2 protein-coding genes and 1 pseudogene are annotated in these 17,004 nt (G+C 71.9%); all 3 read right to left on the bottom strand.

Annotated elements, in window-relative coordinates; all coding sequences use genetic code 11:
* Positions 1-6: 6 nt before the first annotated feature.
* The 3 genes and pseudogenes from ACZ3H8_RS34150 to ACZ3H8_RS34140 all read right to left on the bottom strand — a co-directional run bounded on the left by ACZ3H8_RS34150 (position 7) and on the right by ACZ3H8_RS34140 (position 16,984).
* Positions 7-885: pseudogene (locus tag ACZ3H8_RS34150) on the bottom strand (alkaline phosphatase PhoX).
* Positions 886-1,199: 314 nt separating this feature from the next.
* A complete protein-coding gene (locus tag ACZ3H8_RS34145) occupies positions 1,200-1,409 on the bottom strand; it encodes an MbtH family protein (protein WP_467408369.1) in 210 nt (69 codons plus the stop codon).
* The gene (locus ACZ3H8_RS34140) at positions 1,406-16,984 is read right to left on the bottom strand and encodes a non-ribosomal peptide synthetase (protein WP_467408366.1); all 15,579 of its coding nucleotides are present in this window, start codon (positions 16,982-16,984) and stop codon (positions 1,406-1,408) included. The genes ACZ3H8_RS34145 and ACZ3H8_RS34140 overlap by 4 nt, the downstream gene beginning before the upstream one ends.
* Between the last annotated feature and the right edge of the window lie 20 nt (positions 16,985-17,004).

Genomic DNA, 17,004 nt, shown 5'->3' with positions numbered 1-17,004 from the left:
GCAGGGTCAACAGGTCACAGGGACGTACGGAAAGGGTCCCGTGATCTCGTAGGTGATGCCGCCGCTACTGGAGCCGGAGGTGCCGCGCTGGGAGGAGAAGTACAGGCGGTTGCCCGCGGGGTTGAACGCCGGCCCGCAGATCTCGGAGGAGGACTGGCCGGTCACGCGCAGGAAGGGGGCGACGATGTCGTCGGGCGTGATGATGCAGATCTCCATGTTGCCGCCGTCCTCGGCGACGTACAGGTCGCCGACGGTGGCCGCGGTGACGTTGTCCACGCCGGTGAGCGGGGCGCCGGAGACGTTGTCGTCGTACACCATCGCGAGCGTGTTGCCGGCGGCGTTGGGTCGGCGGCGGCTGCCTCGTGGTGGAACCGGCCCATCGCGGGTCGCTGGACCGCGGCGTTCACGCCCCACGGGTCGGTCTCGTAGACGAAGCCGGTGCTGACCTCCTCGCAGGACAGCCAGGTGTTCCACGGGGTGGCGCCGCCCGCGCAGTTGCGGTTGGTGCCGGACAGGATGCTGTACGCGCCGGTGATCTGGGCGCTGCTGTTGAACTTCACCGCGCTGACCCCACAACCGCCGCTGCCGACCTCGGCGTTGGAGACGTAGATCCAGCCGTTTCCGTCGGCGAAGCACTCGCCGCCGTCGGGGGCCTTGTGCCACTTGAAGCTGGTGCCGGAAACGGTCTGGGTGGAGCGGGCGATCACCCGGCTGGTGAAGCCCGCCGGGGGCATGATGCCGTTGGTGTCGGCCGACTGAAGAGCCCCGTACGGGCTGGTGCCGGGGAGTGCGGGGTAGGGCGGCCGCCTGCCGCCACAGCGAACCGGAGAAGGCTGCCGCGCCGACGCCGAGGGCGGCGGCACGAGGAAGACTACGGCGTTCCATGTCTACTCCTTCGTCGAAGACGAATGGGGTTGTTGAGCGCCGCCGGCTGGTCACCAGGGACAGTAGGACCGCCACACCGGTCCGATAAGGCTCACCAAGAAGAACTCCTTTCGGCCGACTCGTGAGTAGTTCTCATGCAGAAACGATCAGGCAGTTCACCAGGTGAATGAGAGGGGAACCTCAGGCCGCTTGTTGGGATATCTCACAGCGGACGAGCCCGCGCCGCGGCCCTGAAACAGATCTCGCCGCCTGTCCGTGAGGAGAAGCTCCTCGGGACAGGCGGCGAGATCCCTGCTGCTGCGTCGACGCGTCGGTCAGCCCTGCTGTGCGATCAGGCTCGCGGGGCGCAGGTCCGTCCAATTGGCCTCCACAAAGGCGAGGCACGCCTCCCGGCTGTCCTCGCCGAAGACGGTCCGCCACCCGGCGGGCACTTCGGCGAAGGACGGCCACAGCGAGTGCTGGTTCTCGTCGTTGACCAGGACCAGGAAGCGGCCATGCGGGTCTTCGAACGGGTTGGTCGTCATGCGTTGTCACTCCTCATGGACATTACGGTGAACAGTTCCGAGAGCGGCTGTTCGGGGTCGGCCACCACGTTCCGCAGCAGCACCTGAAGTTCGTCGGCGAGCTGCCGCGCCTTGGCGGGGCCGAGCAGCTCTGTCGCGTGGATGAGCTCGCAGTGCACCGGGCCGTCGCCGTGCGGCTCGTAGAAGCTGAGCGTCAACTCCGCCCGCGCCGAGCCGGTCGGTACGGCGTGGAACGAGCCCATGCCTCCCTCCAACTGCCCGAGGTCCGCCTGCTCATGGTGGATCACCATGACCTGCGGTCCCTCCGGCGGCAGACCGGTCGCCCGGACGACCTCGTCGAACGGGACGTCCTGCCGGTCCAGGGCGCTGAGCGTCGTCTCCCGCACCCGGGTGAGCAACTCCGCGAAGGTCGGGTCCCCCGCAGTGTCGGTGCGCAGCACCAGGGTGTTGAGGAAGCAGCCGACCAGGTCGGCCAGCTGGTCGTCACCCCGGCCGGCGACCATCGTACCGATCGGCAGGTCGGTGCCCGCTCCGTGGGCGGTGAGCAGCGCCGCCAAGGCTGAGTGCAGCACCATGAACATGCTGGTGCCGGTTGTCCGGGCGAGCTCGTCCACGTCGGCGTGCAGGCGCTCGTCGAGGACGAACCCGACGTAGTCACCGCCGTGGCCGGTCTGGCCGGACGCGGCGGGACGCGCCCGGTCCGTCGGCAGGGCCAGCTCACGCGGGACGTCCTTCAGCGTCTGCTGCCAGTACGCGAGCTGCCGCGCGCCCAGGCTGTCGGGGTCGTTGAGGTCGCCGAGCACCTCGTGCGCCCAGTGGGTGTAGTCGGCGTACGTCACCGGCAGGGGCTCTCGCGCGGGCTCCCGGCCGTCCGTACGCGCCGCGTACGCCGTGGTGAGGTCACGGAACAGAGGCACCACCGACCACTCGTCCACCGCGAGGTAGTGCATGGTCAGCAGCACCGCCTGCGCGCCGTCCGTATCGGTGAGCAGCCGGATCCGAAGGGGCGGCTCGTGCCCCAGGTCCGGGGCCTGGGCCGCGAGTTCGGCCAGGCGTGCGTCGAGATCCGCGCACTCCTCCAGAGCCAGGACCGGCGGTTCGGCGGCCTGCTGGTACACCGTCCCGTCCCGCTCGGCGAACGCCGTGCGCAGCGGCTCGTGCCGGACGACCACATCGGCCAGGGCGGCGGCGAGGGCGTCCGCGTCCAACCCACCGGGCGAGCGCAGGACGAGCGCGTGGTCGAAGCCGGCGTGCCGACGGTACGAGGCCCACTGCCACTTCTGTACAGGGGCGGCCCACAGCGCGGCACCGTCTCCGCGGTCCCCGGCCGGGCGCAGCCTCGGCCGGGCCGCCGCCGCTCCCTCGAGCTTGGCCGCGATCCCGGCGACGGTCAGCGCGTCGAAGACGTCCCGGATACTCAGCTCGACCCCGAACTCGGCGCGTATGCGGCCGAGCAGCCGCATCGAGGCCATCGAATGGCCGCCCAGCGCGAAGAAGTTGTCGTGGATGCCGACCTCTTCCAGCTTGAGGATCTCGCCGAACAGCTCCGCCAGGCGGGCCTGCGTCTCGGTGGCCGGGCGGGCGTCACCGGTCATCACCGACCAGTCCGGTGCGGGCAGCGCCTTGCGGTCCAGCTTCCCGTTGGGGGTCAGCGGCAGCGAACCGTCCAGCGGCACCACGAGCGCGGGCACCATGTACTCGGGCAGCAGCCCGGCGACATGCGCGCGCAGAGCCTGCGGGTCCAGCTCTCCAGTGTCCGGTACGGCATAGGCCACCAGCCGCACGATGTCGCCGTCGCGGTCGGGCACCACGGCGGCCTGGCTGACCGCCGGGTGTCCGGCGAGTGCTGCCTCGATCTCGCCCAGTTCGATGCGGAAGCCGCGGATCTTCACCTGGGTGTCGACCCGGCCGAGGAAGTCGAGGTTGCCGTCCCTGCGCCAGCGGGCACGGTCGCCGGTGCGGTACATCCGGCTGCCGGGCGGGCCGTACGGGTCGGCGACGAACCGCTCGGAGGTCAGCGCCGCCTGGCCCAGGTAGCCGCGGGCGAGGCCGCGGCCCGACACGTACAGCTCCCCCACCACGCCCGGCGGGACCGGGCGGAGACCGGCGTCCAGCACGTAACAGAGGGTGTTGGGGTCGGGCCGCCCGATGGGCACGCGACCGGTGGGTCGTCCGCCCTGCTCCCGGGCGGGCCACAGCGTGGAGTTGACCGTGGCCTCGGTCAGTCCGTACGCGCAGATCAGATTGACCGTGGTGCCGAAGCGGTCGAACAGGTCCGGCGGCACCGTCTCGGTGCCGACCAGGATGGTCGACCCTTCGGGCAGCTCGCAGCCCATGGGCAGCGCCGACACCAGGGATGGCGGAAGGATCATGTGGGTGATCCGCTGGTCCGCGAGGAAGTCGGTGAGCGCCGGTCCGGCGACCCGCGCCTCATCGGAGATGAGGACGAGTCGGCCGCCGTGGCACAGCGCCATCGACAGTTCGAACGCGAAGACGTCGAAGCCGATCGAGGCGAACTGGAGTACCCGGCTGTCGCGTTCCAGGCCCATCCGGTCCACCGCGGTGGCGACCAGGCTGGCGATTCCCTCGTGCGGGACGACCACGCCCTTGGGGCGGCCGGTCGAACCGGAGGTGTAGATCACGTAGGCGGCCTGGTCCAGGCTGACCGGCAGGCCGGCCACGGCGGACTCGGGCAGCCGGTCGAGCTCGGACGCGGTCTCCGGGGCGTCGAGCAGCACCACGGGTACATCCGCCACCTCGGGGATCTTCCCGGCCACCGGCTCGGTGCCGACGACGAGCGTGGCCCCGGAGTCCTCGATCATGTAGGTGAGCCGGTCGCCGGGGTGGACCAGGTCCAGCGGGAGGAACGCGGCGCCGAGCTTCAGCGCCGCGAGCACCGTGGCGACCATGTCGACCGAGCGGGGCACGGCCACGCCGACCGCGCTCTCGGCGCCCACGCCGCGCGCGGCGAGCAGCCGTGCGATGCGGTTGGCGCGAGCATCCAGCTGTGCGTAGGTCACCGAGCGGGAGCGCTCCACGACAGCCACCGCGTCGGGCCGCTCGGCGACCCGCTGGGCAAACAGCGCCGGCAGCGAGGACTCGTCGACCGCCCGCTCGGTGGCGTTGAAGCCCTCCAGGACCAACTGCCGCTCGTCGGCGGCGAGTACGCCGACCCGGGAGACCGGCTGCTCCGGCGCTGCGGCAACCTCCGCGACCAGCCTGCGGAGGCGGTCGCCGAGCCGCTCGGCGGTGTCCTGGTCGAACAGCTCGGTGGCGAACTCCAGGCGGCAGCTGAGCGCACCGCCCTCGTCGCCGTCGGCCGCGTCCACGTGCTCGGTGAAGCTGAACACCAGGTCGAACTTGGCCGACCGGATCCGGAACGGCACGTACTCCACCCCGAGGCCGGGCAGTTCCAGCTCGTCCCCGGTGCGGTTGTGGTAGCCGACCATCACCTGGAACAGCGGGTTGCGGGCGAGCGAGCGCGTCGGGTTCAGCTTCTCGACGACGGACTCGAACGGCACGTCCGCGTGGGAGAACGCGGCCAGGTCGGTGTCGCGGACCCGCGCCAGCAGCTCGGTGAAGCTCGGGTCGCCGCTGAGGTCGGTGCGCAGTACCAGCGTGTTGACGAAGAAGCCGACCAGGTCGTCCAGTGCCTCGTCGCTCCGCCCGGCGATGGGCGAGCCGAGAGGGATGTCCGTACCGGCGCCCATGCGGTGGAGCAGCGCGGCCACGGCCGCGTGCACCACCATGAACATGCTGGCGCCGCTCTCCCGGGCCAGCCCCTTCAGCCCCTGGTAGGCCGGGGCGTCGAACTCGATGTCGAGCTCGGCGCCGGAGAAGGCCGGCCGGGCCGGCCGGGGCCGGTCGGTGGGTAGTTCGAGCTCCTCGGGGGCACCCTCCAGCGTTGTACGCCAGTACTCCAGCTGGCGGGCGGCCAGGCTCTTCGGGTCGGCCGGGTCGCCCAGCAGTCGCTGCTGCCACAGCGCGTAGTCGGCGTACTGGACGGGCAGCGGCTCCCACTCGGGTGCCGTGCCAGACCGGCGGGCGGCGTAGGCGACGGCAAGGTCCTGCAGGAACGGCCGGTCCGACCACTCGTCCGTGGTGATGTGGTGCAGCAGCAGGACGACGACGTGGTCCTCGGGAGCGACCTCGACGATCGTCGCTCGTAGCGGCAGCTCGGTGGCCAGATCGAAGGGGCGGTTGATGGCGGCGTCGATGATGCCGCTCACCTCGTCCTCGGCGGCGCGGAGGAACTCCACGACCGGGTGTGCCTCTTCGGCGGACAGGACGCACTGGACCGCCTGGCCGTCCCGCTCAGTGAAGACCGTACGCAGCGCCTCGTGACGTTCCGTCACATCGGCGAGCGCGGCCTGCCATGCGTCGCGCTCCAGGGCCCCGCGCAGCCGCATCACCAGCGGGAAGTTGTACGCGGCCGAGGTGCACTCGATCTGCTGGATGACCCACAGCCGCTGCTGGGCGTGGGACAGCGGCAGCTCCTCCGGCCGCGCAGCGGCGGTGAGCGCGGGGCGGGCGGCAGTGGCCGAGCCCGCCGCCCGCTCCATCAGCTCGGCGACGGTCGGCGCCTCGAAGAGGTCGCGGATCGCCAGCTCGGCGTTCAGCGCGGTGCGTGCGCGGCTGATGAGTCTGGTGGCCAGCAGGGAGTGGCCGCCCAGCTCGAAGAAGTTGCTGTCGATGCCGACGCTGCCCTCGGCGAGGCCGAGCACTTCGGCGAACAGCGCGCAGAGCATCTCCTCCTGCGCCGTCCGCGGCGGGCGGCTGGTGCCAGGTCCGGCGAAGTCCGGTGCCGGAAGGGCCTTGACGTCGAGCTTTCCGTTGACGGTCAGCGGCAGCGTCTCCACCGTCACCAGGGCCGCCGGGACCATGTAGTCGGGCAGCCCGGCCTTGAGGTGGTCGCGCAGCCGCTGGAGCAGGGCGTCCCCGGCCTCCGTCCCCTCCTCCGGTACGACGTAACCCACCAGGCGCTTCGTCCCGGCGGTCTCCGCCACGACGACCGCGGCGTGCGCGACCTCCGGGTGCGCGGCCAAGGCCGTGGAGATCTCGCCCAGTTCGATCCGGTAGCCGCGGATCTTGACCTGGTCGTCGGTACGGCCGAGGAAGTCCAGCAGGCCGTCCGGCCGCTGCCGGACGAGGTCGCCGGTGCGGTACATCCTCCCTCCTTGCCCTCCCCCAGACTTCGTCCGGGGGGACCCCCAGGGCAGGAGGGGCCCATCGGGAGCACCGAACGGGTCGGCGACGAACCGCTCCGCCGTCAGTCCGGCCCGGTCGTGGTAGCCGCGGGCGAGGCCGGTGCCGGCGATGTACAGCTCACCGGGGCAGCCCGGCGGAACGGGGCGCAACATCGCGTCGAGCACATAGGCCCGGGTGTTGCGGATCGGCATGCCGACGGTCGGTGTCGCGCTGTCGGTGGTGGAGCCGCCGAGCGTGTTGATCGTGTACTCGGTGGGCCCGTACAGGTTGTAGCCGTAGGTGCCCTCGGTGCGGCGCAGCCGGGTCCACACCGTGTCGGACACGGCCTCGCCGCCGAGCAGAACAAGTGCCGGCCGGTGCTTGCCGGCGGTCTCGTCCTGGTCGAGCAGGCCCTCCTCGATCAGCAGCTGGGCGTAGGTGGGCGTCACATTGACCACGTCGACACGGTGCCGGTCGCAGTAGGCGACGAGGGATTCGGCGTCACGGCGCAGCTCCTCGTCGCAGACGTGCACCTCGTGTCCCTCGACGAGCCAGAGCAGCTCTTCCCAGGACATGTCGAAGGCGAAGGAGACGGTGTGCGCGATGCGCAGCCGTCGTCCGCCCGCCGACGCGATCGCCGGGTCGAAAATCTCCCTCTGGTGGTTGAGCTGCATGTTCGTCAGTCCCCGGTAGGGGGTGACGACGCCCTTGGGCCTGCCGGTCGAGCCGGAGGTGTAGATGACGTAGGCGGGGTACTCCAGCCGGTCCGCCACGCTGTGCGCGAAGGCGGGACGCTCGGCGTCCGTGATCTCACCGCCCGGAAGGTCGGCGAGCTCGGCCGCCACGGCCGGGTCGTCCAGCGGGATTTCGGGAGCGAGGGGCCCCGCGCCCCCGCGCAGCGTCGGGGCGACCGGGGTCGTGGACAGCAGGCACAGGGGCCCGGTGTCCTCGACCATCAGGCGCAGCCGGTCGGCCGGGTGGTCGAGGTCGAGCGGCAGGTACGCGGCGCCAGTACGCAGTACGGCGAACAGGGCGACGACCATCTCGATGGAGCGCGGCAGCGCGAGGGCGACGACCTTCTCCGGTCCCGCGCCCCGGGCGAGCAGCAGCCGGGCGAGCCGGTTGATGTGCGCGTCCAGCTCGGCGTACGTCAGGGCGCGCTCGCCGAACACCAGCGCCACCGCGTCCGGGGTACGGGCGACCTGCGCCGCGAGCATGTCGGCGACGGTCTCGTTGGGCACGGTGTCACGGCTGCCCGCCCAGTCGGCGGCGAGGGTCTCGCGCTCGCCGGGCAGCAGCAGGTCCAGGGTGCCGACGCGGGCCGCCAGATCGCCGATCAGGCGTTCCACGAGGGTGCCGAAGCGCTCCAGGGTGGCCGCGGCCTGCTCGTCGTCTATCAGATCCGGGCGGTACTCCAGCTTCACCTGGACGGTCTCGGCCGGGTTGACGATCAGCGTCATCGGATAGTGGGTGGCGTCCACGCTGCCCACCCCGGCGATGCCGTGCCGCTCGGTCAGCTGCCGGAACGCGCCCTCGTCTGCGAAGTTCTGGAGCACGTACAGGGTGTCGAAGAGGGTGGTGTGGCCGCTGGCCCGCTGGAGCTCGGCGAGGCCCAGGTATTCGTGGTCCATCAGGGCGACCCGCTCGGACTGGATCCGGCGCAGCAGCTCCCCGACCGGTTCGGCCGGGTCGAGCGTGATCCGCTGGGGCACGGTGTTGAGGAACATGCCGATCGTCGAGTCGACCCCGGGCACGTCCGCCGGGCGTCCGGCGACCGTGGCACCGAACACCACGTCGTGTCGGCCGACGGTCGCGGACAGGACGAGCGCCCACGCGGCGGACAGCACAGCGTTGATCGTCAGACCGCCCTCGCGGGCGGATGCCCGCAGCCGGTCGCTCACCCCGCGGCCGAGGCTGAGGGCGCGGCGGCGGGGGATCGTCGGCTCGTCGCCCCGGTTGCGTGCCACGAGCGTCGGTTCGTCGAGTCCGGCCAGGGCCTTGCGCCAGGTCTCGCGGGCCGCGTCGAGGTCCTGTCCGTCGAGCCAGCCCAGATAGTCGCGGTAGCTGCCGGGTACGGGCAGTGCGGAGTCGTCGCCCGACGTCGCGTACAGCCCGAGGAGTTCGTCGAGGAACAGGGACTGCGACCAGCCGTCCCAGGCCACCAGGTGGTGACTGAGCATCAGGCGGTCGGTGTTCTCGGTGAGCCGGATCAGTTTGAGCCGGAAGAGCGGGGGCGCGGCCAGGTCGAACCGCTGCCGCCGGTCGGTCTCGGCGATCTCGGCGAGCCGTGCCTGCCGCTGCTGCTCGCTCAGGCCGGTCAGGTCCACTTCGGTCAGCGGCACAGGCAGCTCGGCCGTGTGGCAGACGAATTGCACCGGTTCCGGCAGGCCGTCGCTGGTGATGCCCGCGCACAGGCTCGGGTGCCTGCGCAGCAGCGTCGCACAGGCGGCACGGAGCCGGTCGGCGTCAAGCCGGTGGTCGAAGTCGAACGTGTCCTGTGCGGTGTAGACGTCCAGCGCGGAGGTGTCGTAGCTGGCGTGGAAGTGGATGCCTTCCTGGAGCGGCGACAGCGGCCAGATGTCGGCGACGGGCGCCGGGCTGACGTGCTGGACCAGGTCGACCTCGGTCTGGGTGAGCATGACCAGCGGCACGTCCGACGGGGTGAGCGCGGGCACGGTCCCGGGCCGGTCCGTACGTGTGACGAGGTCGTGCAGCGCGTCGGCCCAGGCGCGGCCGAGTACGTGCACGTCCTCCTCGGTCAGCGCGTCGCCCTCCGGCCAGGTCCAGGTGGCACGCAGCTCGGGTCCGCCCGGGGTGTCCGCGCACACCGCGTTGATCTGAAGCGGGTACGGCATGGCGAGGCCGGCGTCGGGCTCGACGGACAGCGCGTCGGCTTCGACGGCGGGGGCCCAGTCGCGGGTCTGCTCGGCGGGGAGGCGGCCGAAGTAGTTGAACAGGATCTGGGCAGTGGACAGTTGGGCGAAGACGGGTGCGAGCTGCGGGTTGAGGTAGCGCAGCAAGCCGTATCCGGCGCCGGAGTCCGGTGCCGACCGTACGGATTCCTTGACCAGCTTGAGTGCGTCGAGTGCGTCGTCGGCGGCGGGGAGGCGTACGGGGTGGAGGCTGGTGAACCAGCCCACGGTGCGCGCCAGGTCCAGCGCGGTGCCGTCGCGGCCGTGGCGTTCGAGGTCGACCAGCAGGTCGCCGTCCACCGGCAGGTCGCCGTTCCGTTCGGCGCGCCAGCGGGAGACGGCCAGGCGCAGGGCGGCGAGCAGGACCTCGGTGACATCGGCGCCGACCGCGGCGGGCACGGCCGTGAGCAGCGCCCGGGTCTCCTCAGTGGGCAAGGTGACGACGTGTTCCCGGGCCGAACCGGCCGTTCCGGTACGGGTGGCGCCGGCGACGAGCTCCGCTCCGGGTGCCAGGGTCTTGGCCCAGTACGGCAGTTCGGCCTGCCGCTGCGGTGAGGTCGCCTGCTCGGTGACGTCCCGGGCGAACCGCCGCAGGGATGTGGGCACCGGCTCCAGGACGGGCCGCTCGCCGCGCGATACGGCGTCCCAGGCGGTGGCGAGGTCCCCGAGGAGCACGCGCCAGGACACGCCGTCGATGACCAGGTGGTGAACGACGAGGAGCAGCCGGCCGGGCCGGCCGGCGCCCGCGTCGAACCAGACGGCCTGCACCATGACGCCGTTGTCGGGGTCGAGCCGGGAGGCGGCGGCGTCGGACTCCTCGGCGATCGCCGTACGGAGTCCGGCGTCGTCGAGGCTGCGTACGGCGACCCGCCGCAGCAGCGCGCCCGCGTCCACCGTGCCGACGGCCGTCGTCTGCGCTGACCAGAGCGAGGGGATCGCCGGGCCGAGGTCCATGCGGGAGAGCGTGAGCCGCAGAGCGTCGTGATGGTCCACGATCGCTTGCAGGACCCGCGTCAGCGCGTCGGCGTCCGCACCGGCCGGCGCCTGGAGCAGCATCGACAGGTTGAAGCGGTCGATCGGACCGCCGTCCTCCCGGAGCTGGTGGACGATGGGCAGCAGCGGGACGTCGCCCACACCGTCGGAGTCGGCGACCGCCGCAGTGGCTGTGTCCTCCGTACCGGTGATGGTGGCCGCCAGCGCGGCCGGCGTGCGGTGTTCGAAGACGTCCCGGGGGCTGACCGCCAGGCCGGCCCTGCGGGCGCGGCTGGAGACCGACATGGACAGGATGCTGTCCCCGCCGAGGACGAAGAAGTCCTCGTCCGCGTCGACTTCGTCAATCCCGAGCACGTCGGCGAAGATCGCGCAGAGCTGCCGCTCGTAGCCCTCGCGCGCGGTGCGGCCCTGCCGCCTACGGACCTCAGGGGCGGGAAGAGCCTTGTGGTCGGTCTTCCCGCCTGGGGTCAGCGGCAGCGCGTCGAGCTCCACGAAGTGACTCGGCACCATGGGTGCGGGAAGCGAGCCGTTCAGCGCATCGCGCACGGCCGTGACCTCAAGGCGTGCGCCGGCTGCGGGGACCAGGTAGGCCACCAACTGCTTGACGCCCCGGTCGTCGTCGCGTGCCACGACCACCACATCGCCGACGGCCGGCTCCTCGCGCAGCCTTGCTTCGATTTCACCGAGCTCCACCCGGTTTCCCCTGATCTTGACCTGGTGGTCGGTGCGCCCGAGGTAGGTGAGCACACCGTCTCCACTGAACTGAACCATGTCTCCGGTGCGGTACATCCGCTCCCCCGGACCGCCGAACGGATCGGCGACGAAGCGCTCCGCGGTCAGCGCGGTACGTCCGTGATAGCCGCGGGCCAGCTGTGCGCCCGCGATGTAGAGCTCGCCCGGCTCGCCCTCCGCGACGGGGCGGAGGTACCGGTCGAGTACGTAGAGCCGGGTGTTCCACACCGGGCGGCCGATGGGCACGGTGCCCTCTTCGCCCGGCTCGGCACCGGCCTCCCAGCTGGTGACCTGGATGACGGCCTCGGTCGGCCCGTAGACGTTGAACAGGGGCACTCCGGTGCGCTCTTGCCACCACCGGGCGAGCGGCACCGGCAGCGCCTCGCCGCCGCTGAACGCCCTGCGCAGGCTCGCCCACCACTGCTCCCGACCCGTGTCCTCCTCGGCCAGCAGCGCGCCGTACAGCGAGGGCACCAGGTCGACGTTGGTGACCCGCTCACGGCGGATCAGCTCGACGACATACGCCGGGTCGCGGTGGCCGTCCGGCCGGGCGATCACCACGGTGGCGCCGGTCAGCAGCGGCGCGAAGATCTCCTGCACCGACGGATCGAAGCTGGTCGAGTACTGATGGAGCACCCGCTCGCCCGGGCCGAACCCGAACCGTTCGGCGGTCCAGGACAGCTGGCCGACGACCGCGCGGTGCGGCACCACGACCCCCTTCGGGCGGCCGGTCGAGCCCGAGGTGTACATCAGGTAGGCAGGGCTGTCGGGGTGAACGGTGACGCGTACGGGCGCGGGCGCGGCGGACTCGTCCTCGCCCCGGCCGACCACGACCCGCGTCATGCCCTCCAGTTCGGGCAGGCGAGTCAAGGACTCCTCGGTCGCCACGACCGTCCGCGCCCCGGAGTCGGCGAGCATGTAGCGGACCCGGTCGGCCGGGTAGTCGACGTCGACCGGCAGGTAGGCCGCACCCGCCTTCATCACGCCGAGCAGGGCGACCAGTGTCTCGGCCGACCGGGGTACGGCGACGGCGACGACGGATTCAGAGGCCACGCCCTGGGCCAGCAGGCGGTGCGCGAGCGCCTCGGCCCGCGCGTCGAGCTGGGCGTAGGTCGTGTGCCCGCCGTCGTGGATCAGCGCGGTGGCGTCGGGGGTCCGGCGGGCCTGCTCGGCGAAGGCTCCGTGCACCGTGCCGTCGGGCAGCGCGTGGTGTGCTCCGCTCAGAAGGCCGAGGGTGGTGCGCAGCTCGTCGGCCTGGAGCGTGGCCAGCTGGGCCACCGGGAGCCGGGGGTCGGTGATCACCTGGTCGAGCAGTGCCCGGAGCCGGGTGGCGAACCGCTGGGCGGCCGTGGCGTCCAACCGAGTTGGGTCGTGGTCGAGGCGCAGCTGGAGCCGTTCACCCGGCAGCACGGTGAACGCCAGCGGGTAGTGCACGGCGTCCCGGATGTGCGAGCCGACGATGCGGACCTGGCCCGCCGGGTCGGCGGGCTCCCCCGCGTCGGGCAGGTTCTCGACCACGACCAGTGCGTCGAACAGGTCGCCCCGGCCCACGGCACGCTGGATGTCGGCGAGCCCCAGGTGCTGGTGGTCCAGCAGGTCGGCCTGCTCGTCCTGGAAGCCTGCCAGCACCTCGGCGAGCGGCTGCTCCGGGCGCCACCGCAACCGCGCGGGCACGGTGTTGATCAGCAGGCCGACCAGCGCCTCGACACCCTCGACGGCAGCCTGTCGGCCGGAGACCGTGGTCCCGAAGACCAGGTCGTGGGAACCGACCACATCGCCGAGCACCAGACCGAACCCGCCCTGTACGACGCTGCTCAGGGTCAGCCCGAGCTGACGGGCCCGCGCCGTGAGCGCGGCCGTGTCCTCGACGGACAGCTCAAGGGTGACCTTGCCGGCTTCCCCAGGGCCCCCGGGGCGGACAGGCAGCCTGGCCGGGGCGTCGAGGCCCGCCATCGCGTCGCGCCACGCACGTCGCGCCAGCTCCCGGTCGCGGCCGACGAGCCAGCCTGCGTACGCCCGGTAGATATCGACCGGTACGGGCCGTTCGGCCTGGGCTCCGAGCCGGTAGCCGCCCAGCAGCTCGCGCATGACGAGCGAGACCGACCAGCCGTCCACGACGATGTGGTGCATGGTCAGGACCAGGAGGGACCGCTGCGCGCCGAGCTGGATCAGTGCGGCCCGCATCAGCGGCGGGACCCCGAGGTCGAATCCCTCGGCCCGCTCCTCCGCCGTGATCTCGTCGACGGCGATGGACTGCTGTGCCGCGTCGAGTTCCGCCAGGTCGGCGAAGCGCCACGGCAGTTCGACACGCTCTCCGACGAGCTGCACGATCCGGCCGTCCGGAAGCTGCCGGAAGGCGGCGCGCAGCAGGGGGTGCCGGTCGAGCAGACGCTGCGTCGCCGCCCGCAGGGCCTCGGCGTCCACGTCACCGGCGAGTTCGAGGGTGTCCTGTACGGCGTAGCCGTCGGCCCCGCCCTCGTCGACGGAGGCGTGGAAGAAGAACCCCTCCTGAAGCGGGGTCGCCGGTACGACGTCGAGGAGGCCGGGCACAGCGGAGGCGCACTCGGCACGCTCGGCATCGGTCAGAGCGACGAGGGAGAACGGGGCAGGCAGGGCATCGCTCTCGCGCTGCGGCGCATCCGCGGCGTCGGCGACGCGGGCGAGCGCCGCCACCGTACGGCTGCGGAAAACATCGCGCGGCGTGATCGCCAGCCCCGCCCCGCGGGCGCGGTTGACCAGCTGGATCGCGACGATGCTGTCTCCGCCCAGTTCGAAGAAGCTGTCGTGGACCCCCACCGAGGGAAGGCCCAGGACATCGGCGAACAGCGCGGCGAGAGCGGTCTCTGCAGGTGTCGTCGGTGCGTCCTCGCCGCCCATGGCGGTCCACTGCGGCGCGGGCAGGGCCCGGCTGTTGAGCTTCCCGTTGGGCGTCAGAGGAAGCGGGCCGTCCATGAGGACGACGGCCGACGGCACCATGTAGTCCGGCAGCGATTCCGCGACCTGTCCCCGCGCCGCCGCCACGGAGGCGTCGGCGTCCGCACCGCTGCCCCCGACGAGGTAGGCGACGAGGCGCTTGGCGCCCCGGTGGTCCTCCCGCACCAGGACGGCGGCCTGGGCGATGCCGGGGCAGGCCATGAACGCGCTCTCGATCTCGCCCGGTTCGATCCGGTGTCCGCGGATCTTGAGCTGACCGTCCGCGCGGCCGAGGAACTCCAGGTTGCCGTCGGTGCTCCAGCGGACGCGGTCGCCGGTGCGGTACATCCGCGTGCCAGCAGGGCCGAACGGGTCGGCGACGAACCGCTCCGAGGTCAGCCCATGCCTGCCCAGGTAGCCGCGGGCCAGGCCGCGCCCGGCGACATACAGCTCGCCCTCGACGCCCACGGGGACCGGGCGCAGCGCCGAATCCAGCACATAGGCACGGGTATTGGGGTCGGGTCGGCCGATCGGCGCGGGCCCCTGCCAGTCAGGCTGGGCGAGCCACAGCGTCGAGTTGACCGTCGCCTCGGTCAAGCCGTAGGCGACAACGACCTGGAGCCGCTCGGACCAGCGGGCGATCAGCTCGCTCGGCACCGCCTCGGTACCGACGACGAGCACCGCGCCCTCGGGCAGCTCACAGTCCTGCGGCAGCGCCGAGACGAGGGACGGCGGCAGGATCATGTGGGTGGCCAGGTGCTCCTCGATGTAGTCCGTCAGTGCAGGCCCGGACACCCGCCGCTCGGCGGGGACAATGATGATCCTGCCGCCGACGCACAGCGACATGATCAGGTCCCAGACCGTCACATCAAAGCCGGCCGAGGCGAACTGCACGACGCGGCTGTCCGCGTCGATACCGATCCGATCGGTGGCGGTGGCGATCAAGCTGCCGACCCCGTCGTGCGAGACCACGACGCCCTTGGGGCGGCCGGTGGAGCCCGAGGTGTAGATGACGTACGCGGCGTGGTCCAGGGCGATCGGCAGGCCGGGGTCCGAGGCGTCCAGTGCGGCGGACTCCGCGACCGCGGCCGGGTCGTCGAGCAGGACGTGTACGACCCCGGCTGCCTGCGGCAGTTCGCCGGCCAACTCGCGGGTGGTGACGACGGTCTGCGCACCGGCGTCGGACAGCATGTAGGCGATCCGGTCCTGGGGGTGGTCGGCGTCCAGCGGCAGGTAGGCCGCCCCCGCCTTCATCACCGCCAGCAGGGAGACCACCAGCTCGGGCGAGCGCGGGACCGCCACGGCGACGACATCTTCGCCCCGAACATCGCGCGCGATCAGGAGGCGGGCCAGCCGGTTCGCGGCGGCGTTGAGCTCCGCGTACGACAGCTCCCGGTCCTCGCACACGAGCGCGACGGCGTCCGGCGTGCGGCGTACCTGCTCCTCGAACGCCGCGGGCCACGACAGCTCGGGAACATCACGCGGTGCGACCCCCAACGCGTCGAGCAGCTGGGCCCGCTCGGCACCGGAGGTCAGCTCGATGTGACCGAGGGGGCGGTCCAGGCTCTCGGCCAGGGTGTCGAGCAGCATGAGGAAACGGCGCTCGTGGTCGTCCAGCGTCCGCTGGTCACACACCTCCGCGTCCGCGTCGAGGTCGATACGAATGCCCCGGCCCGCCCGGGACTCGGTGACGGTGACCGCCAGGTCGCTGACCGGGCCGAGCCACAGGGGCCGGAGGTCGGCCTCATGGTCACCGAATCGTATTCCTTCGCCGCCGGGCAGGACGTTGACCGTGGGGCCGACCAGCTCGGGTACGCCGTCGACGAGCCCCAGGTCCCTCGCCAGGTCCTCGGCACGGTAGCGCCCGTGTTCGACCGTCTCGGCGATCGCGCGCCGCACCGCGTGCACGAGCTCGGAGCCGGTCATGTCGGCGCGGACGGCGACGTGCAGCGGAAGCACGTTGGACACCATGCCGGGAACGTCCCTCGACTCGGCGTCCGACCGGGCGGTGACCGGCAGGCCGAGGACGAGGTCCTGCTCGCCGGTCACTCGGTGGACGTAGGCGGCCACGGCCGCCACCAGCAGACGGGACAGACGAACGCCCGCGCCCGCCGCGGCGACGCGCAGCCGTGCGGTGTTCTCCGGCGACAGCTCCGCCGTACGCCGGACCCGCCGCGTCATCTGCGTCGGCGCGCGCTCGACGAGGCGCACGGGCTCCGGACGGTCGGCCATCCGGTTCAGCCAGTACGCGCGGTCCGCCTGGTACTGCTCGGACTCGCGGTAGGCCCGGTCGGAGTCCACCAGCCGGGACAGCTCCCAGTCGGCGTCACCGACCGGCTCACTGGCGGTGTAGATCTCACCGGCCCGGTGGGTGATCAGTGCGATGCCCGTGCCGTCGACGACGAAGTGGTGGTAGCGCTGGTACCACAGGACGTGGTCGTCCGCGAGCCTGAGCAGCGCGTGGGCGAAGAGCGAGGCACGAGCGAGGTCGGCGGGCCGGTCGCGGTCGGCTTCCATCCAGTCGGCGGCGGCGCTGTCGGGATCGGGCTCGTCCCGCAGGTCGATCGTGGGAACGTCGACGGGGAACCGCATGGGTGTCTGCCGCGGCTTCCCGTCCTCGGGGCTGACGCGCACATGTAGGCTCTCGGCTTCCTCGACGGCCCGCCGTACGGCGGCGGTCAGCCGGTCGAGGTCGATGTCACCGCGCAGATCCAGGACGAACGAGACGTTGTAGGCCGAGCTGTCCGGCTCGATCTGCTGGGCAAGCCAGATGCCGGATTGCCCACCGGTGACGGGGATCCCGGCAGCGGATGTCCGGTCCGACTCGGCGTCAAACATCGTTCGGTTGGCCTTTCCCT

It is taken from the genome of Streptomyces sp. NPDC002868 (assembly GCF_055563295.1).
This window is presented reverse-complemented; position numbering and strand designations above follow the sequence as displayed.